We start from the raw sequence: 18,987 nt of genomic DNA, 5'->3' as shown, positions 1-18,987 counted from the left end.
ACCTCCAATCATGGTAAACGCCCGTAGGCGTAAAAATGAGACTGCCAGTAGCTTGTATTTAAGTTTGCGTATCCGATGGGATCGCCACAGTGGAGCATCCGCCCATCGCCTACATAAATACCACAGTGGCTCACGCCCGGGGTATCATAGGTTCCCTTGAAAAACACAAGGTCGCCGGGCCTTGGGGAGCTGGTCGGAGTACAGATGTTGTAAAGCCCCTGCGCCCCAAGGCGGCCCACATTCCAGCCGGAATGATTGATCACCCATGACACATAGCCGGAGCAGTCAAAAGATGTAGACGGGCTGGAGCCGCCCCACACATAGGGATAGCCGATGTATTTCTCTGCCTCTGAGAAAATAGCGGCGAATGTTTCATCGTCCAGATATTCCCCGGAACCTCATAGCCCTCCGGCGGGTTGGTAATGTATTTATCCACATAGGGGAGTCGGGAAACAGGTCGGGACGGTTGCCGAGGGTGGACATATAGATGGAGTACCGGGACATTTGTTCCTCGCTCAACAAAGAAACAGGCAGGTGGGACAGGTTTTTGTTTTCCAGCGTCACATAGCAGATGTACCACGAATAGGGTTCATCGTCGCTGTCATAGCGTGTCTCCACCTCCACACGCTCCGTCAGAATATACTGGCGGTCAAAGAGCATTTGCAGGGAGCCCTCCACCTGTGAAAGCGTCCATTCCCCTCATGGAGCGCCGACAGCAGGGAAATGAGCACATAGGGATCGTGTTCGATCTCGTCCAGATCGAAGTGGTACTCGTCATAATCGTGGGTGCTTTCGTAGGTATCAAGGTAGGTTTGCAGTTCTGCCTCCAGCCCGGCATAAGCCGCTTCCGCCCCTAAAATCGCCTCATCCTCAGAGGGGTAAGTGGTGGCTCCCAGCGCCCCGGCTCCGGCGTTGCCGATGGACACCAGTGAGGACGAACAGGACTGGAGCAGGACGATCACAAGGACACAGGCCAGTGCCAGCAGGCATCCGACTGGATGGCGCTTCACAAACCCGGCGGCCCGGGCTGTCAGCTTTTCCGTGGCGGCGACTGTTTTCCCGGCGGCTTTTGCGCTCTGTTTTGTGGCCTCCTTCGCCCGCTTCTGGTATTGCCTTCTAAGCCGCTGTTTCTGCCAGTACCGGGTAAAATAGTTTTTGGAAAGCTCCGGGTGCTCCTGTGCGGCGGTGTGGAAATGATAATCCGCCGCCGCTTTCTGATACCTGGCCTCGGCCCGGCTGGCCGCCCTTGCCGGATGCTCCCGGACTTTGCGTTTTACAAACCGGGAGCCATGCCGCAGGACAACCTCCCCGGCAAGCTCCGAGCGGTGGGCCCCTTCGGTTCCTACATTTTCCTGTTCCACCTCGTAGAGCTTGCCATGCACAAAGCCGTGAACGCCCCATCCGGCGGCCCCCGCCGCCTTACGGATCGGGCCTTTTTGTTTGGGCGGCTTCTGCTTTGCCAGCTTTTCCTGGGCGGCCTCTCGTTTTTCGCCCCACTTTTCCATGCGGAGCTTGGATGCCGCCGCTTGTTCCTGCTGGCTTTTCTGCCGGAATTTTGACTTTGGGACACTTTGTCCCGAAGTGCCAGACGCCCCGGGCTCCTGTTCAGAGCCAGCCCCAAAAGCAGAGCCCCCGGGCTCGGCAGCTCCGCCTCCGGGTTCCGTATGCGTTTGGGCCTCCGGGCGTGGTTTATTCGGTTTTCGCTTCATTCTTCATATCCTCCGGTCGGGTGGTTAAGAGGTCATAGATTTCCCCTTCGGGAACCGATCCACAAACGGGATGGTCACATTCCCGTAAAACAGCAGGCCCTCGCCGGAATTAGAGTGGGTAATGTAGGAAAGCTGGTGCTCGGAAATACCGAGCTGTCTTGCCAAAATCGCCCGGTCACTCTGAGCCTGCGAGAGCAAAATCATAAAGTCGGTGTTATCCAGAATGTTCTCGATCTCCCGGCTGGCCAGAAGGTCTTTCACATTCTGCGTGAGGGCGCTGGGAACGCAGCCTTTCTTTCTCAGCATTTTCCACACCGCCACAAAATAGCTGGCGGTCAGCGGATCACGGAGCAGGACATGGAACTCATCGAAGTAGCACCATGTCGCCACGCCTTCCCGGAAGTTGGTATCTACCGCCTGGGACACAAATTCATTTGTGATGTGCATGGCAATCTTGCGGAGGTTTTCTCCCATGTTTTTCAGCACGATACACACCACCCGGCTGTCGGTTTTCACATTCGTGGGATGGTTAAACAGGTTGAGGGAGCCGGTGCAGTAGAGCTCAAGGGCGGTTGCCACACGCCGGGCCTCGGGCTCCGGCTGTTTCAAGAGCTCCTCATACAAGTCCTGCAAAAGCGGGGTTTTTCCCGTATCAAGCCCAAGGGCCTGTTCCCGGTACACCAGTCGCACACTGCGGTCAACAACTGTTTTTTCGATGGGCTGTAAGCCTTCCTTTCCGCCTACCACCAGCTCACACAGGGAAAGCAAAAAATCCGCCTTCATGGAAAGAGGGCTCTCCCCGGCGGCCATGTTGAGCTCCACATCCATCGGGTTTAGGTGGTGGGGGCTGTCCGGGGCAATCTCGATCACCTGTCCGCCCAGCCTGCGAACCAGCGGGGCATATTCGCCCATCGGATCAACAATGATAATCCGATCCTGGGGAATGGTCAGAAAGACATTGAGCAGTTCCCGCTTTGCCGCAAAGGATTTTCCCGAGCCCGTAGAGCCGAGGTACATTCCGTTGGCCGACTTCAGCTTTTTGCGGTCAGCCATAATGACATTGTGGGAAAGGGCGTTCATGCCATAGTAGAGGGCCTGCCCGTCCATCCGCAGCTCCCTTGTCATAAAGGGGATGAAAATTGCCGTGGAGCTGGTTGTCATACCACGCTGGATCTCCACTTCGTTGTAGCCGAGAGCCAGCGAGGACACAAAGCCCTGCTCCTGTTGCCAGTCCAGCCGCTTGAGGGCGCAGTTGTATTTCTGTGCGATGCCGCCCACGGTAAACACATCATTTTCCAGCCGCTGGCGGGTAGGGGCCATATTGACTACCGTAAAAGTCAAAAGGAACATCCTCTCGTTACGGGACTGGAGGTCAGCAAGAAGCTCCGCCGCATCCTTGGAAAAGGTAATGAGGTCGGGCGGGAGAATGTCGGGATCGTACCCAGCCCGGACAGCCTTCCGCTGTTCCTCCACCTTCATTTTCCCAATGTCGGAGATTTTTCCCTTGATGGTTTTGATGGCCTTTAGCTGATCCACCGTCTGGATATGGAGGGTTACGGTCATTTCCGCATCCAGCTCCAGAATTTCTGCCAGCAGTTTATCCGAGAGCTCAGACGCTAAAATCTGCAAGTAGGAAACAGCGCCCCAATACTGGCCCACCCGGAACAGGCGGGAGTGCCGGAAGTCAAAGCTGTCCGGGGCGATATAGTCCTTGGTGCCGAGCCCCGTCTGCGGGATGTCCTTCCATGAAAAGCGGAACGGTTCCCGGTTGCCCGGATGCATCTGGCTGTGAAGCAGGGCCAGCCTTGCCCGCCCGTCCATCGGTTCACAGGGAACGCCCAGCCGCTTAAAGTTGCCCATCACATCGGCCTCCACACGCTCCAGGCGGGGACGGGCCTCCACGATCCCTCCGGCTGGGATGCCGAAAGTAATGTACTTGGAGCGTTCAATCCCGTTGTTAGACCGGGCGATCTGGTTTTTCAGCATCCCGGTAAATTCCTCCCGGACGCTGTTAAAATCATCATCCGCCTGGGGAATGTTTACCTTATAGCGGCTCCGTGAGTGGGAGCGGCGGTTGATAAAGGAAAGCTGGAACGGCAGGGAGCTGTCAAAGTAGTTGAGAAATGAGCTCCAGCCGCCAAAGATCGCAGTCTGATCCTCGGTGGATGCCACGGAATAATTGATGTCCTCATATTCTACGGTCTTTGTGTAGAGCCCGCCGGGGAGCTTGCATACCCCGTCCGGGTGCATCGCCACATAGGGGATCGTCTGCTGGGCGGACAGGGCCGCCCGGTTTTTAGCCTTTGCGGTTTTTCTTCCGCTGGTTTGATTTGCCTTTCGCAATCGCATCCTCCTTTCTCACAGCGCCCCGCCCGGCAAAGGGGGCGTAAATGTTTTGTGTCTGATAGGGCCTGACTCCGGGCCGCAGAAACCGGGCCCGTATGATGTTTTTCAGCACCTTTTCCGCCGGGAGCCCGTCTTTTTCATACATGGCCAGAAGAAATGCCGGGAGCATCACGGCCAGCATAAGGAACATGGCCCCGGTATTACCGATAGAGCCTCGGGCCAGCAGATAGGACGGGATGCCTACCGCCGCCGCACAGCCAAAACAGATGAGCTGGCGCTTGGTAAGGTTTAGGGCCATTTTGGTTTTTACTTTTGACAGGTCGTTGGGTACATTCACATAGGGCATGGATCAGCCTCCTTTCCGGCCCCTTTAACCTCGGGACTCGTCGTCACAAACTCCGCTTGACTACCTCGGGACACTTTGTCCCGAAGTCCGTCCGCTCCGTTGTTCCTCCTCTCCCCACAAAATCGCTGATTTTGCGGGGGCCCCATGAGCCCAAAGTCCGGGATCGTGCTTTTCACTTCATTTCCCCACACCTCCCAGCCGGGCGGGGACTGTCTGGCAAAGAGCTCCACCCGGGGCAGGTCGCCCATAAGGGCCACGATCTTTTCCCGGGCCTCGTCCGGCTTTTTGCTGTGGGCTTCAATCGGGGAAATGATAAACTGATGGATATTTGCCGCCTTCCGTTTGGGATGGCCCTTGGTAGCCAGCAGGCAGATTTCCGCATTTCCCTCGTCCAGAAGCCAAGGCCATAAAACCAACTGTCTGCCTTTTTATTCTTTTTCAGCCAGACAAAGGCCACCGACTTATAGCGGAAGCCCCACGCCTCTATGAGCCGCAGGGCCTCCGGGAGCTGGGGGAAAGTCGCCCACAAAAAAGTGCGCTGTCCGGGGCGGCCAGATCAGCCACCGGGAGCGCACACAGCTCGTCAATCCCCATTGTGGGATAATGGTTTTCTGCCGCCCCCTGTACCTTACTGCGCTGGTACTGCCAAGGGGGATCGGCGTAAATGATAGAATAGTTTCCGATAGTTATACTCCTTTCTGCCCGGCTTTGACCGCCTCAGTAGCCAGTCGGATGCGTTCTGTAGCTGGGGCGTAAAAGGCCGGGGCGGTTTCAAAGCATACAAATCGGCGGCCCGTATTGACAGCAGCCACAGCAGTCGTGCCGGAGCCAGCGCAGATGTCTGCCACTACCTCCCGGGCCGGGTATAGGTTTTGATGAGATACTCGCACAGCTCCACGGGTTTCTGCGTGGGGTGGACGGTACGCTGTACGGAAGAAAAGGACAAAAGGTTCCCGGGGAAACGAAGGCCATCCTCTGATCCACTGCTGGAACGCAGGAATTTTCCATAGTTGGGGCTGTTGCCCCCTGTCCGGGAAATTTTCTTATAGGGCTTGCCCTGTTCAAACTGCGGATCGTAATAGGGCAATTTTTGATAAAACACCAGAATGTTTTCCGTCCGCTTTAGGGGAGCCCGCCTTGCGTTGAGAAAGCCAGTACACCTGCTTTTGTACCACACCCATTCATAGCGGAGCATAGAGAGGTTGGATGCCCCCAGCACCTTATCATAGGGGCATTGTGCGAAAAACAGCACTGCGCCATCCGGCTTGACAGCCCACTTGACCGCCTCCCACAGCTCCGGGAGCGGGAGCGGCACATCCCAAAAGTTCCGGGTAGTGCCATAGGGCGGATCGGTAAGGAGCATATCAACCGAGTGCTTCGGCAAAGAGCGCAGTCCTTCAATCCCGTCCATCAAAAACAGCCCCTCCGGGCAGGCTGGAGACTTCGGGACAATTTGTCTCGAGGTCACATCACCTGTCATCCCGGGCCTCCTTCTTCTTTGCCGGGGCGGTTCGGGCGGCATTTTCCTTCCCGGCCTCCCTTGCGGCCTGTGCCATCTGCTCCTTGATCGGGGTGGGGCGGACTGCCTCGGCCCGGGCGATGAGCTTTTCCACCGCTGAATGGTACGCCTGGGCTCCCGCCGCATTGAGCCGCTCCTGGGTGGCCCGGTCATTGATCCGCACCGTGGAGCGGTAGCCCGTCCTGCTGGTGGGATCGGGTTTGCTGGGAGCCCCGAGGAAAATCCCGTTCTTACCATCCACCACCTTGAAATCGTCAATCACTACACCGCCATAGTTGACGCTGGCAAAGCCGATGAGCTTGCCCTGGGGCTCAATCGGGCGAACCGTGACTTCGATGGGAACAGCGGCCTCCTGCAAAATTGCGTCCGTCCGCAGCTTAACCGCTTCGTCCACCGTCACGCCTTTTACCTCGGCCAGCTCCGCAATCGGCGCATCGAACAGCCAGCGCCGCTCCTCGGCGGCGATCTGTTCCGGGGTTAATATGACATCCTTATCCAAAATCGTTTCCTCCTTTCCCGGCCTCGGGACAAATTGTCCCGAAGTCCGTCCGTTTAATGCGCCCCGAAGATGCGCTGGGCGATGCCGCCTGTCTTAAACAGCATGAAGCACAAAAGAACCGTATAGCCTACGGTTCCCCATATCGCTCCAATCGGATCGCCGCCTGTGGCGATGCCCTGGACGAGCACCGCATAGATCGCAACACAGACCAGTATGAGCATCCCTTGAAAGCCCACGGCGAACAGGGATTTTAGGTAGTTCTGCCCTGTGCCGCCCAGCTCCCGGTTGGAAAGCGTGGCAACGGGGAGAGGGGCCAGACTGGTCATTAAATATATTTCAATCATTCTTCCATACACCAGAACAAAAATGATGATCCCCATGATCTGCATGGTCAGCCCGATCACAGAGGACTGGAGCCACAGGCCAAGGAGCGGCCCCAAGTCCATGCCCTCCAGCGTGGTTTCCAGCTCCGCCAGCATATCCGGCGTAATGTCGGTGGAGCCTTGGATGAGCCCCGCCGCATCCGCAATCACGCTCTGCGACACATCGAACACCGCCATGACAATATCAAAGGTGTTGGAAAGAATGAGGATGGCACAAGCGGTTTTGAATACCCATTTGTAGATATTCGCCACATCAAACTCGTGCATATTGTTCTTTTCCAAAAGCATCTGTATCAGCTCGTAGGTGGCAACAAAGGTCAGCACCAATCCGGCAATCGGCAGGATCACCGTTTCGGAAAGCTGGCGGATGAGGAGAAAACCCCGGCGTTCCATGCCGCCGGGGTAGTCCCTACCTGTACCGCAATCTCTCCGACTTTGGCATTGACGGTATCAAAGAGCCCTTCGAGGTTCCCCATGATGCCGCTGATCAACAGCTCTTTCAGCCAGTTCGTGAGCCAGTCGGTGAGAAAATCCATAAGCCCTCCTTAGAACAAGCCAGACAGCAGGGGGATCAGCGTGGTTCCCAAAAGGATGATGCCGCCGCCAGCCATGAGCTGCTTGATGCCCTGGCTTTTGGAACCTGGGTTGTCCGATCCATAGCCCTCCAGCAGATTGACAACGCCCCACACGCCAAGTCCAGCGCCGAGGGCTACAACAAGAGTCTGCAAAGTATCAATAGCGGAAGTGAAAAACTGCATAGAGCCTCCTTTTCTCCGGGGTATTCCCGGCCATGAAAAAAGCCGCCATTTCTGGCGGCAGGTTACATACTTCGGGACACTTTGTCCCAAAGCCCTATTTATGCAAAGGCGTCCGGATCGTCGATGTCATCATAATTGAGGATGTCCTCGTCCTCGCTTGTGAGCCCATCGTCCGGCACAGCCACGGCATACACCTCACACAGCTCGTCCTGCCCGGGCCGCCTGCGGCGGTTAATGAGCCGGTCAAGGTCAAAGGCGTTTTTCTTTTTGTCGGCTTCAGCCGTATATCGGTAGTTCGGGTGCTTTTTCAAATCGTATTTCGGGGAATAGAACGGGGCAGGCCCCGAAGCTGTAAAATGCACTTATCCCCGGGCATGGTCGCCAGCTCGCTTGGTGTCATCAGCTCCCGGCCCAGCCGCTGGTTATTTTGACTGTAGCTTTCCGACTGGCCACGGGAGCGGCTGTCCGTCTGCATGGAGATGGTAGCCTTACCCAGCCAGTTCTCGGATATTTCCTTGATGGTGCTGGCCTCCCGGCCTCCGAGGAATATCACGCTGTCCATATTTCCCAAAATAGTTTCGGCGTGTTTATCGTAAATCGCCTTACACTGAGCCAACTGCTGATAGAACAGCGTCAAGCTGATCTCACGGGAACGGATGACAGCCACGATTTTTTCAAGCTGGGGAACCTGCCCTGTGTTGGCGGCCTCGTCCCACAGCACCCGTACATGGTGGGGCAGGCGGCCTCCGTGAACATTGTCGGCCCTCTCGCACAGCAGATTGAACATCTGCGAAAAGGCCAGAGCCACAAGGAAGTTATAGGTTTGCGTAGTGTCCGAGATGATAAAGAACACCGCCGTTTTTCGATCCCCGATGCGGTCAAGCTCCAGCTCGTCATAGGCCATGACCTCCCGAAGCTGGGGGATGTCAAAGGGAGCCAGCCTTGCGCCGCAGGAAATAAGGATCGACTTCGCTGTTTTGCCGCTGGCCAGTTTGTACTTTTTATACTGCTTGACCGCAAAGCAATCCGGCTTTCGTTTTTCCAGGCCCGCAAACATATAGTCCACGGCGTTCATAAAATCCTCGTCATCCTCCTTGACCTCCATCCCGGAAATCATGTCAACCAATGTGTTCATGTTCCGATCCTCGGCGGGGCCCTCAAAAATGATATAGGCGATGAGGGCGCAGTAAAGCAGGGTTTCCGATTTTGTCCAGAATGGATCGCCTTCCTTGCCTTCGCCTTTTGTGTTGGAAATGAGGGCGTCCACAAATTTAAGGATGTCGGCCTCGTTGCGGATGTACGCCAGCGGGTTATAGTGCATGGATTTTGTGAAATCAATGGAATTGAACACCTTGATCCGATACCCACACTTTTGCAGGAAGTGGCCCACCTGCCCTAGAACGCCTCCTTTGGGATCGACACACACATAGCTGCATCCGCCGTTTTTGTCTGCGCTGGCTTGCAAAATCTGCGGGGTAAGCCAGAACCGGGTTTTGCCGGAGCCGGACGAACCGATCACACAGGCATTGAGGTTGCGGGCGTTGGCTGGATTTTTCGGACGGGTATTCATGGTAAGGAACTCCGTCCCGGTCAGAATGATGTTGTTTTCAAACTTTGGATCTACGAAAGGGGCTATATCTTTCGGACAGCCCCAACGGGCTGATCCATACTCCTCATCCCGCCGAAATTTTTTGGCGTTTTTGCTTTTCACATAGACCATCACCCGGAACGCCACAGCCCCCACAATGCCAACGAGCCAGTCAAAGGGAGCAAGCCCCGGGGCAAAGTCGGCAAAGGCCGGGCCAATGGTCTGGCCCAGCCCCATGAGCTTATGAGCAAAATCCGCACCCGCCGCCAGACGGTAGGCCGTCCCCAGCTTGAGAAAGGCCCACAGGACAAACAGATACGGGATGTTGGGAATAAGGTATTTTTTGATGCTATCGTTCTTCACGAACCACCTCCTTTGTCCGTTCCTGTGTTTTGTGCGGTTCCTTTACAAGCTGTTCCGCCGCTTTTTTGAGCTGTTCCCGGATGGGGATGCGGCTGGATTTTGACTGTTCCAGAAGCCTGCGGGAGTACCGCTCAAAACAGGCGGTAATTGCATCCGCCTGTCCCGCCTTGAAAAACAGCAGGTATTTGTCCGGCCCGGTTTTGTAAAAGGCATAGTCCACATTAAAACGGCGGGCCATACGGTCAAAGAGCTTCGGGGCCTCCACCTCGATGCTGTTCACATTTTCGCCGTGGGCCATGAGCTTTTTCACGCTCTGCCTGCCGTGGGGCCTTTGGGCTGTCTTATGCCGTTTGGCGATCTGGCGGCCCGCCGCCCGGAGCACATAGGCCAGCCCCGGGCTGTCAGCTTGCTGGCCCGGACAGAAATCGCTATGGAGCTCCGGGAAATTTCTTCATCAATCAGTTACACCGCCTCCTTTCGCCTTGGGACAAATTGTCTCGAAGTCCTGTTACCGTTCCTCATGGTGTTTTTCAGCCAGCCGCCGGAACCCCTCCTTTGAGGAACCGTCAATAATGTCTTGATAAGCGGCCATCTGCTCCCGGATCGAAAGCTGGGGGTAAGCAAAAACCCTGTGTTCAGCGGGGATGTCCTGGGGGCCGTGGTAGACCTCCCGGAAATCGTCACTTACCTTCGTCACATAGCCGCCCGGTGCAAAGTGTCCGTTTTCGTTGATGGAAATGTCCCGCCCGTATGCTTCAAAGTCAAAGTAGGGTTTTATATTGTCCGGCACTTCGAGACTTTCCATATCCTCCACATAAAGGCGGCCCAGCATTTCCTCATTGTCCACACCGGGATGCAGGTCGTAGCAGTCCAGATTTTGCGTAAGGTTGATCAAGTCCTGCACCGAGCCACAATGCTGGCCGCTGTCCATAACCGCCTCCAGCGTTTCCCGTTCTGATGGGGAGAGCTCCTTCAGCAGATGGGCCAGGTGGTTGAGCTCGTCAATGTTTTCATACTCGCCCAGATAGTCATAAAGGCCGAGAATGTCGCTGTCAAAGGAGATAATAAAGTATTCCTGGCAGCGCACCCCGTCCACGCCGATCCGCTTTAAGAGGGACTGCACCTCCTCCGTGTTGGTGGGGAAATGCAGCGTTTCCCCACCAGATGCCCCGCACTGTAAAGGGCAGGATTTGAAATGAAAGCCTCAAAAACAGACTCCATCAGCGTTTGCCCTGTCCCTTGACGGTCAGGATGCCCTCAAGGGTGGTGGCGGTAATTCCCAGCCGCTGGGCCACGGCAATATCATTTTTCATGGCCTCGGTCATGGTGTGGCCGCAGACCACCAGCACATGGGAGCGGCGCAAGAGGTCACGGCCCATGTCGATGCCGCTTTTATGCTCCTCGGGTACTGCGTCATTGAGAAACAGGGGCAGATAAAGGGGCGGGCAGATCGGGGAAAAGCCTGCCTCATAAACCGCCCGGCAGTAGCGGACGGCCTGTTCTGCGTTTTCACTGTCGCCGCCAAGCCAAGCGGCGGTAATGTATGCAAGGGGACGCTTCATAGTCAATACCTCCGATATTTTAATAAGAAAGTTCAGCCCAATCCCCCGCCCTTTCCCAATCATGGGAAAGGGGCGGCTCTGGAGGATATACCCCCGCCGCTTGCCGAGGAAATAGCACAGCCGGGGCAGACCGTCAAGGGCAGGCCGCCGTAAAACGGCGGTGCGATGCACCCTTGACAGCCCGCTCCCGGCTGTACGAAAAACAGGCGGCGACGGGGGATATATACCACCAGAGCCATGATGCGGAGGGCAGGGCCCTCGGGACAAAATGTCTCGAAGTGGTTACTTGTCCTGCTCCATCTTTTTCGGAGCCTTCGCCAGTTCGGGCGGCTGTTTCTCTTTCCACTCGTCCAGCAAAGTCATGATCTGCTCCTTCATTTTGGCGGGAGTGGCCTCCTTGCCAAAATACTTTTCCAGTTCAGCGGTAGAAATAATCACGCCTCGATCCTCCTTTTTCTTTTCTGATAAGATGCCATCAATGACATCACCGTTGAGTTTCCCATCCTTATCCAGCTCCCGGAGCTTTTTCGCCTGGGCCAGAGAGGGGGACGCCTGTTCTCCGTCAATGGAAACAGCGATCAGCCGCTGGTTTTTGGGGCGGATATAGGAAATCTCCACAGCGGGCATAAAGCCCATTTTTTTATCGTCCACCTTGTCCAGCAGTTCCGGCACAAGGGAGTTCAGCCGCAGATAACGCATGACCTTTTTATAGTTCATGTCGTGCGCCTCGCCCACGATCTCAACGGAGCGTTTTCCAATATCGCCCTCGGCCACATTTTTCAGCCGCCCGCCCTGGTGCTTGATGTCCTCCACTTCCAGCTCCAGCAGGGCGGCCAGTTCGCTGGGGAGCGTCTGATCCCTCTGCTTGTTGCTGTCCTTCATGGCCTGTACCGCCTCGTGGTCAGTCATTTCCCGGACGATAAAGGGCATTTCCTCCAGCCCGGCCAGCTCACAACCATGATGGCGGCGATGGCCCGCCACGATCTCATAACCGTTGCCATCCTTTTCCGGGCGGGCAAGGCCGGGAACCATTACGCCGTTTGCCTTGATGGACGCCACCGTTTCCTGCATTTTGGCGTCATCCCGCACCTTAAACGGGTGGGGGCGGAATGTGTGGAACGGATGCATTTCGGAAAGCTTCAGATAGACCAGCTTTCCTTCCTCCACAGGACGGGGCGGAGCGGCTGGCTCAGGCGGAGACTGTTCCGGGGTAGGAGCCGCATTTTCGGGTGGGGCCTTTTCGGGTTCGGGGGCAGCTTTAACCTCCGCAGCCTTTTTCCCACTTCGGGACAATTTGTCTCGCTTAGTCGGCGTGGCCTCGCCGGGGGCCGCCTTATCCGCCTTGGGTGGGCGGCCCTTGCGGGGCTTCGCCGCCTCCTTGCCAGCAGGCTCCGCTTTTTCCTCTTTTGGGGGACGGCCCCGACGGGCCTTTTTCGGTTCGTCATCCCCAGCGGCGGGAGGTTCCTCCTGCGTTTTCTCCTCCGGCTCTTTTGCCGCCTCCTCTTTTTCTACCTCGGCCCGGGCTGTCTGCCGCTTTTCATTCATCAGCTCATTGATTTTGTCAAAGGACACCACCACATCACCGGGCTCGGGCTGGGCAGGCCCCTCCTGCTGGGGTGTGGGAGCGGCAGTCTGTTCGGGAGCCGGAGCCTGGGGCCCGTCAACCGTAACAGGAGCGGGAGCCTCCGGGAGCTTCTCCTCACCGGGGCCTGTGTTCAATTTTTCATCTGCCATTCACTATCCTCCTTTTCGTGAAAGTTGCACAATTTTGCGGGTTAAATTTCTGTAATTATTTTTCCGCCTCCTTCCGGTCTATCCACGCAAAAAAGCCGCCCGATTTGAACGCCGGGCGGCTTTTTGTGTAATGTGATAGATCAAATATTATTTTTGTGGTTCGTAGGCTCCGAAAAGCCTTGTATTTACAGCGTTCCTAATAGGAAACAATCATATGGTGTATCGACTTCGGATCAATCCCAAGCCAGCCCATTTTTTCGGCAAGGCGGTCGTAGTTATATCCCGCATCGACCATAATGGTCGTATCGCCTTTGCGGTAGAAGAAGATGTTCGCCACCCATTCGCGCACGCAGGCAACATTCTCGTCGATCCAGCCGGTGTTCAATGGCTTGAAGATCTCCTTGCCCCGGTACATCCAGCTCATTGCTTTTCTTTGAAATTCCGTTGCTTTTTTCGACATGATCACACCTCATTTCTGTGCTGTGATGCACAGCCAGCCCTTTTTATTTTTGTGGTTCTGGATCTTACAAAATCCTGCTTGCTCCAGATACGTTTTACCGTTCACAATACAATGCTTTTTACCAGATGCGCCCACTGCTCCGGGTGACAGGCCAGCAATTCCTCGTGCTGCAAGTTCTGCTCATGGAGAACAGGATGTGCAAAATGCTGCTGATACCGGGCACGATATTTTGCGCCCATTTTCAGGACGTAAAAAATATGGATCTCGGTACCGGGCACATGGATCTTATCCGGCAGCGGAGTGATAAGATCGGAGTAGAACTGGTTTTTGCAGCTCTGCATGGTCACATAAGGGCGGGCATCGCCAAACATTTTCAGAAAAGCCTTGACATAATCCCCCGACTCTTTAGCACACTTGTCCAGACGTTTTTGGAGAAATTTCGCCTTAATCTTTCCGTCCCGCACCACAGGGTAGATCAATGGCAGCAGAAAATCCGTCTGCAAGCTTGCCGTCAGCGGCGACGCCTGATCCAAATCGGAGCTACCCAGAATGCCGTAGTCCATGTGGATGTTCTGCCGCGCCGCCAGCAGCCCCACAAACGAGCCGCCCAAAGAGCAGCCGTAGGCCGCCCGGATGCGACCGCCGCAGTGGTTCTTGAGGTAGGCCTCGATCTTTTCGGTCTCCTCCAGCATGGTGGGAAATTCGGTCTGTTCAGTCTCATCAAAGCCATCGTAGCTGACGCACAGCACCCGGAAGCTGTCAGCCAGAAGCGGGATCACCACACCGAAATTGCTTTTCCAATGGCAACAGGTGCCCGGCAGCAGCAACAGTACCGGGGCATCCTCTGCACCAAAATGGTAGATCTTCATCCTGATACGCTCCTTCTCTATTTATTTTCCACCTGTAAATAGAAGAGATATATTTCTTCGTATAGGGCAGAGTTGTGAGTTAGGTGAAGCTAACTTTCAGTCTTATAAAAAGCCGCTTCTCAGCGGTCCTTCTGCCAAAATAATACGCCCTGCCGTCTCCTCTGTCAAGAAGTTTAGGCATTTTCGGAAATTCCGAAAGAGATTTCGCTTTCGGCCCCCAACCGTCACCCCAGTGCCACATCCAGCACCATCATCACGCTGAAGCCCACCACAAAAAACACCGTGCCAACGTTGGAGTGCTGCCCCTGCGACATTTTCGGAATCAGTTCCTCCACCACCACATACAGCATGGCTCCGGCGGCAAAGCTGAGCAGATATGAAGAAAAACAGAGCGTTTTCGACGGGGAACGCCCTGTTGTACGTATCGCTGTCGTATGCGGATTTAATCGCAAGTTTTACAAGCAGTGCAATTCTCAACAACTTGTTTGCGATATGCAATTCACGGTTGTTGCCAACAAATCAAATCGTGAATTGCGATGGCAGGGTGCGTCCTATTCAGGGGCGCACCCTATTTTTGTTGCTATTTTTACCATCACATAAATTTACGCTGCCGTTGCCATAGCAACCGACAAAGGAAAGTGAATTTGATAAAATGCTCTGCAGTTGGTTATTGCTAACTAACTGCCACAACCAAAGAATCATCGATTTATCAAAGGAGTTTTCCATGAAAAAAATTTCTCGCCGTTCGTTTATCACTGCCATGGCTGCTGTAAGTGCAGCCGGTGTTCTGGCCGCCTGCGGTTCTTCTTCCAGCAGCACGGCTTCTTCTGTGGCTTCTTCCGCTGTATCCAGCGAAGCAACTTCCTCTGCCGCATCTCTGGATGAGACCGGTACCCATACCGTCGTAGACCACGGCGGCAACGAAGTAGAAGTGCCTAATAAGGTCACCCGTGTCGTCATCGACCAGATTCCAATCCTGTCCACCTACATGGCTTATTTTGAGGGCAGTGCTCCCTACATCGTGGGTTACTGCGGCTCTTTCAAGTCGGTCATTTCTGACACTGTATTGAAGAATATCGCCCCGGAGCTTCTGGAGTCCAGCGATACGGTCTATGCTCAGAGCGACCTGAACATCGAGGAGATCATGAAGCTGAACCCTGATGTTATCCTGTACAATGCTGGCAACTCCTCCCATGCCGAAATCCTGAAGGCCAGCGGAATCCCCTCCATCGGTTTCGCTACCGTGGGCGCATCTACGGAAGCTGATCCCATTGAGCGTTACGAAGAGTGGCTGAAGCTGCTGGAGCAGATCTTCAACGAACCGGGCAAGACCGACGCCTTTGTTGCTGCCGGTGATGAGATCGTGACCGATGTGGAAGCCCGTATTGCGGAAATTCCTCAAACGGATCGCCCCAGTGCGCTGATTCTGTGGAAGTATGCAGACGGTGTGCCGCAGGTATCCGGTCAGGGCACCTTTGGAACCTACTGGATGAAGCGTCTGGGTGTGACGGATAAGGCACTGGAAGCTACTGGCTTTGCACAGGCCAGCATGGAGCAGATTTATAGCTGGGATCCCGATATTCTTTTCTTGGATGGTCCCGGCCTGCAGCCCCTGCGCACCGAGGACGTGCTGAGCGGGAATGTGGACGGTGCTGACTTCTCCACCCTGACTGCCGTGAAGAGCGGCCGAGTCTACAACACTACGTTGGGTATGTGGAACTGGTTCACCCCGAATCCGGATGCTCCGCTGGTGCTGGCATGGCTGGCCTGCAACACCTACCCGGATGCTTTTGCCGATTATCCGCTGGGCGATACCATCAAGGAATATTACAAGACATGGTACGGCTACGATGTGACAGATGACGAGTTGGAGGAAATGCTGCTGTACTGATGAAAGATACCATCTGGATCAAAAAAGGCCGGTTCACTCCTCTGGCCGTGGTATTGATGTTTGCTTTGCCCCTTGTGACCGCACTCATCTGCCTGTGCTTTGGGCGAATGAGTGTTCCGATAGGCGAAGTCCTTTCGGCTTTGCGCACTGCTCTGACGGGTGGGAGTACCTCAAATGTACAGAACTACTCCATCGTCATTAATCTGCGGCTGCCCCGCATTCTAATGGCCATCATTGTTGGCGCAGGTCTGTCTTGTGCAGGCAATACCTATCAATCCTTATTCTCCAATCCGCTTGCCACACCGGATATTTTGGGTGTAACCAGCGGCACCTGTGTGGGTGCAATTCTTGCTATTATCCTGTCTTGCAGTATTCTGGAAACGCAGCTCATCGCCTTGGTCTTTGGCCTGATTTCCGTCTGTTTTACTCTGAAAATCGCAGGCAAGAGTGATGGGCGTTCTATGGTTTATCTGGTGCTGGCCGGCACGATTGCATCCTCTCTGTTCAACGCACTGGGTTCGCTGCTGAAATATACTGCCGATCCGCAGGACAAGCTGCCGGAGATCACCTACTGGCTCATGGGCAGCTTTACCAGTGCCAGTTACCAAAAGATCCTGATTGGCTGCCCACTTATCGTTGCTGGAATCATCATCATCTATCTGCTGCGCTGGCGGCTGAACATCCTTTCACTGAGTGATGACGAGGCTCGTACCAGCGGCATCAACATCAAGCAGACCCGGATGCTGTTCATTGTTGCATCTACGCTGGTCACGGCTTCAGCCGTTTCCATGTGCGGTCAGGTGGGCTGGATTGGTCTGCTGATCCCGCACGCATCCCGGATGCTGGTTGGAAGCAACAACCGTTATGTGGTGCCCCTCAGTCTCAGTCTGGGAGCCAGCTTTATGATCCTGATCGATACCCTGTCCCGCAGCATCAGCATCATCGAGCTGCCTCTTTCCATCCTCACCGCTATCATCGGTGCACCGGCGTTTATTTCTCTGTTGAATAAAACAAGGAGCAATCTGCAATGATCTTAGAAGTGCAGAACGGTTGCTTCGGCTACCCGAAGCAGCCTGTGATTCTCGAAAGCATCAATTTGAGCCTGGAAGAAGGCCACATCCTTGCGATTCTTGGTCCAAACGGCATTGGTAAAACCACCCTGCTCAAGTGCATGATCGGTCTGCTGCCATGGCACAGCGGCAAGACTCTGCTTTACGGGAAGGATATCCACACCCTCAAGCCGAAGGATGTCTGGAGCACTATCTCCTACATTCCGCAGTCCCGTGGCTTCGCTTTTTCCTACACCGGTCTGGAAATGGTTCTGCTGGGGCGCAGTGCGCATCTCGGAGCCTTTCAGCAACCCGGCAAAGAGGAAATCGAAATGGCGGAAGCCATGATGGAACGGGTGGGGATCACCCGTCTTGCCAACAAAGACTTCAACCGGATGAGCGGCGGTGAACTGCAAATGGTGCTCATTGCCCGTGCCCTCATCAATGAGCCGAAGCTCATCATTCTGGACGAGCCGGAAACCGGTCTGGATTTCCACAATCAGATCTTAGTGCTGAATATGGTGGAGCGGCTGGCGCATGAATCCGGCATCAGTGCCATCATGAATACCCACTATCCCACCAATGCCATGAGCGTAGCGGACGAAGCCCTGATGCTGAACCGCAAAGGCGAATTTTTCTACGGTCCAGCTGCGGAGATCTTGAACGAGGAGAACATCTCGTATTCTTTTGATGTTCAGGTGCTGGTGGATGAACTGCATTATCAGGGGCGGTCGGTGCGCAGCATCGTTCCGGTTGCTCTGCGGGAGGAAACTGCTGTATGAACAATGTCCCTTTTACACTTTCCCAGGTTCGCCCGATCCGGGACGCTATGACCGTTTCCCGACCTTCCGGACTGGGCTATGGAGTGCCGATAACATGGTTTTCCTTGGGCGCAGGCACTTCTATCACCCCGGAATACTATGACTGCACCACTCTTTATCTGGGTGGTGAGGGAAACGGCAGGTTCCTTCTGGGAGTCGATGGGCAGGAAGTGTCTGTCAAACCCGGAGAAGTGCTGTATGTACCGCCGAAAACACTGTGCGGCACAAAAACCGACAGTGGAATGATCTATACCGAAATCATTTTGAAAAAGGAGAATTTTACCATGAACAATATCATCAAGGCAGGCCAGCCCACCGAACTGAAGAACCTCATTTCTTATGAAGAGGGCAGCATCGCCAATCTGGACATCGCTCATGCAGACAACATGAAATTTGTCCTGATGGCTTTTGACGAGGGCACCGGCCTGACTCCGCACCGCGCTCCCGGCAATGCCATCCTGACCGCCCTCGAAGGCAAGGCCATTATTGGCTATGAGGGTAAGGATTACGAACTGAACGCAGGCGAGAGCTTCCGCTTCGATAAGAACGGCCTGCACAGCGTTACCGCACAGGGCAAATTCAAAATGAGCCTGCTGCTGGTCATCGAATAAGCGATTTTCTGTTTCATAACAGACGCAAAGGACCCGTCCGGACGTACCGGACGGGTTCTTTGCGTCTGCCAGATTCAGCAGTAGTAGAGGAACGAGCGCAGGCGGCTCCATGCAGTTTCATCCCAGTCGTTATCAAGGGAAAGCTGGAACAGTGGGGCACTGCAGGCATCGTGCAGGCCGCGCATATCCAGAATCATAGCGGTATTTTCATACCGGGGTGCAAGGGTCAGCACTGCATTGGTACGGCCAGAAAGCTCCACGGCCTTGGCGTACCGATATCGACCGTTCCCGCCTGAAAAATTCGGCAAGGCAGAGTCCGCAATGAGGAACAGTGTTTCAGCGTCTTCCGCAAAGGCACTGTGCGCTCCAAGTTCATTACCAAGGGTCTGCATCTGCCTCTGCATCTGGTCAAGCCAACCAGCCGATGGTTTGTTTTCATCCAAATTGTCTTTCCACAGAAACCAGAGTGCCTCGCTGAG

Annotated in this window: 13 protein-coding genes and 8 pseudogenes; 4 read left to right on the top strand and 17 right to left on the bottom strand. The window is 54.9% G+C overall.

Going from position 1 to position 18,987, the window contains the following annotated elements:
• Positions 1-8 precede the first annotated feature (8 nt).
• From PXT33_RS05405 to PXT33_RS05330, 16 genes and pseudogenes are all read right to left on the bottom strand, one after another.
• Positions 9-1,709, bottom strand: a pseudogene (locus PXT33_RS05405) (CD1108 family mobile element protein).
• Positions 1,690-4,058 (bottom strand): annotated as a pseudogene (locus tag PXT33_RS05400) (VirB4-like conjugal transfer ATPase, CD1110 family). The pseudogenes PXT33_RS05405 and PXT33_RS05400 overlap by 20 nt, the downstream one beginning before the upstream one ends.
• Positions 4,006-4,401: a PrgI family protein gene (locus PXT33_RS05395; protein ID WP_015560022.1), complete on the bottom strand. Its 396-nt coding sequence runs from the start codon at positions 4,399-4,401 to the stop codon at positions 4,006-4,008. The pseudogene PXT33_RS05400 and the gene PXT33_RS05395 overlap by 53 nt, the downstream one beginning before the upstream one ends.
• 161 nt (positions 4,402-4,562) lie before the next feature.
• Positions 4,563-5,091, bottom strand: a pseudogene (locus PXT33_RS05390) (MT-A70 family methyltransferase); the annotation flags it as partial.
• Positions 5,088-5,881: pseudogene (locus PXT33_RS05385) on the bottom strand (DNA-methyltransferase). The pseudogenes PXT33_RS05390 and PXT33_RS05385, both read right to left, overlap by 4 nt.
• The gene (locus tag PXT33_RS05380; protein ID WP_074664075.1) at positions 5,871-6,419 is read right to left on the bottom strand and encodes a septation protein SpoVG family protein; all 549 of its coding nucleotides are present in this window, start codon (positions 6,417-6,419) and stop codon (positions 5,871-5,873) included. Before PXT33_RS05380 ends, PXT33_RS05385 begins: the two are co-directional and overlap by 11 nt.
• A 53-nt stretch (positions 6,420-6,472) precedes the next feature.
• Positions 6,473-7,338, bottom strand: a pseudogene (locus PXT33_RS05375) (VirB6/TrbL-like conjugal transfer protein, CD1112 family).
• Positions 7,339-7,347: 9 nt separating this feature from the next.
• Positions 7,348-7,560, bottom strand: coding sequence for a Maff2 family protein (locus PXT33_RS05370; RefSeq protein WP_101877630.1), 213 nt, complete (start codon positions 7,558-7,560; stop codon positions 7,348-7,350).
• A 98-nt stretch (positions 7,561-7,658) separates the two neighbouring features.
• A pseudogene (locus PXT33_RS05365) lies at positions 7,659-9,511 on the bottom strand (VirD4-like conjugal transfer protein, CD1115 family).
• A complete protein-coding gene (locus PXT33_RS05360) occupies positions 9,498-9,893 on the bottom strand; it encodes a PcfB family protein (RefSeq protein WP_332376044.1) in 396 nt (131 codons plus the stop codon). Before PXT33_RS05360 ends, PXT33_RS05365 begins: the two are co-directional and overlap by 14 nt.
• A 126-nt stretch (positions 9,894-10,019) precedes the next feature.
• Positions 10,020-10,732: pseudogene (locus PXT33_RS05355) on the bottom strand (antirestriction protein ArdA).
• A complete protein-coding gene (locus PXT33_RS05350) occupies positions 10,732-11,073 on the bottom strand; it encodes a hypothetical protein (protein WP_332376042.1) in 342 nt (113 codons plus the stop codon). Before PXT33_RS05350 ends, PXT33_RS05355 begins: the two are co-directional and overlap by 1 nt.
• A 282-nt stretch (positions 11,074-11,355) precedes the next feature.
• Complete coding sequence (locus PXT33_RS05345; protein ID WP_332376041.1) at positions 11,356-12,807, bottom strand: ParB/RepB/Spo0J family partition protein; 1,452 nt, start codon at positions 12,805-12,807, stop codon at positions 11,356-11,358.
• Positions 12,808-13,006: 199 nt separating this feature from the next.
• Positions 13,007-13,267 (bottom strand): annotated as a pseudogene (locus PXT33_RS05340) (MBL fold metallo-hydrolase); the annotation flags it as partial.
• 101 nt (positions 13,268-13,368) lie between these two features.
• On the bottom strand, positions 13,369-14,136 hold the full coding sequence (locus PXT33_RS05335; RefSeq protein WP_332376040.1) for an alpha/beta hydrolase: 768 nt from the start codon (positions 14,134-14,136) through the stop codon (positions 13,369-13,371).
• 224 nt (positions 14,137-14,360) lie between these two features.
• Positions 14,361-14,486 (bottom strand): hypothetical protein, encoded by a 126-nt coding sequence (locus PXT33_RS05330; protein WP_332376691.1) that lies wholly within the window; start codon positions 14,484-14,486, stop codon positions 14,361-14,363.
• Positions 14,487-14,860: 374 nt separating this feature from the next.
• On the opposite strand from PXT33_RS05330, the gene PXT33_RS05325 reads away from it, so the two are divergent.
• From PXT33_RS05325 to PXT33_RS05310, 4 genes are read left to right on the top strand one after another with little or no spacing between them, the layout of a single operon-like run.
• On the top strand, positions 14,861-16,027 hold the full coding sequence (locus PXT33_RS05325) for an ABC transporter substrate-binding protein (protein WP_332376039.1): 1,167 nt from the start codon (positions 14,861-14,863) through the stop codon (positions 16,025-16,027).
• Positions 16,027-17,058: an iron ABC transporter permease gene (locus tag PXT33_RS05320; RefSeq protein ID WP_097781444.1), complete on the top strand. Its 1,032-nt coding sequence runs from the start codon at positions 16,027-16,029 to the stop codon at positions 17,056-17,058. The genes PXT33_RS05325 and PXT33_RS05320 overlap by 1 nt, the downstream gene beginning before the upstream one ends.
• Entirely contained in the window at positions 17,055-17,858 is an 804-nt protein-coding gene (locus PXT33_RS05315) for an ABC transporter ATP-binding protein (RefSeq protein WP_332376038.1), read from the top strand. The genes PXT33_RS05320 and PXT33_RS05315 overlap by 4 nt, the downstream gene beginning before the upstream one ends.
• Positions 17,855-18,508 carry a cupin domain-containing protein gene (locus tag PXT33_RS05310; protein WP_291016114.1) on the top strand — a complete coding sequence of 218 codons (654 nt, stop codon included), beginning with the start codon at positions 17,855-17,857 and terminating at the stop codon, positions 18,506-18,508. The genes PXT33_RS05315 and PXT33_RS05310 overlap by 4 nt, the downstream gene beginning before the upstream one ends.
• 74 nt (positions 18,509-18,582) lie before the next feature.
• Here PXT33_RS05310 and PXT33_RS05305 read toward each other — a convergent pair whose 3' ends face one another.
• On the bottom strand, positions 18,583-18,951 hold the full coding sequence (locus PXT33_RS05305; RefSeq protein WP_347070518.1) for a hypothetical protein: 369 nt from the start codon (positions 18,949-18,951) through the stop codon (positions 18,583-18,585).
• Positions 18,952-18,987: the final 36 nt, after the last annotated feature.

The sequence above is a fragment of the Faecalibacterium taiwanense genome (assembly GCF_036632915.2).
GTDB classification, from domain to species: domain Bacteria; phylum Bacillota; class Clostridia; order Oscillospirales; family Ruminococcaceae; genus Faecalibacterium; species Faecalibacterium taiwanense.
The sequence above is the reverse complement of the archived record's forward strand: the minus strand, read 5'-3'. Positions and strand labels throughout refer to the sequence as shown.

Bases quoted from the DNA above. Each gene is read 5' to 3' on its own strand.
- PXT33_RS05395 (WP_015560022.1), bottom strand. From the start codon at position 4,401: ATGCCCTATGTGAATGTACCCAACGACCTGTCAAAAGTAAAAACCAAA.
- PXT33_RS05370 (WP_101877630.1), bottom strand. From the start codon at position 7,560: ATGCAGTTTTTCACTTCCGCTATTGATACTTTGCAGACTCTTGTTGTA.
- PXT33_RS05350 (WP_332376042.1), bottom strand. From the start codon at position 11,073: ATGAAGCGTCCCCTTGCATACATTACCGCCGCTTGGCTTGGCGGCGAC.
- PXT33_RS05345 (WP_332376041.1), bottom strand. From the start codon at position 12,807: ATGGCAGATGAAAAATTGAACACAGGCCCCGGTGAGGAGAAGCTCCCG.
- PXT33_RS05335 (WP_332376040.1), bottom strand. From the start codon at position 14,136: ATGAAGATCTACCATTTTGGTGCAGAGGATGCCCCGGTACTGTTGCTG.
- PXT33_RS05330 (WP_332376691.1), bottom strand. From the start codon at position 14,486: ATGCTGTATGTGGTGGTGGAGGAACTGATTCCGAAAATGTCGCAGGGG.
- PXT33_RS05325 (WP_332376039.1), top strand. From the start codon at position 14,861: ATGAAAAAAATTTCTCGCCGTTCGTTTATCACTGCCATGGCTGCTGTA.
- PXT33_RS05320 (WP_097781444.1), top strand. From the start codon at position 16,027: ATGAAAGATACCATCTGGATCAAAAAAGGCCGGTTCACTCCTCTGGCC.
- PXT33_RS05315 (WP_332376038.1), top strand. From the start codon at position 17,055: ATGATCTTAGAAGTGCAGAACGGTTGCTTCGGCTACCCGAAGCAGCCT.
- PXT33_RS05310 (WP_291016114.1), top strand. From the start codon at position 17,855: ATGAACAATGTCCCTTTTACACTTTCCCAGGTTCGCCCGATCCGGGAC.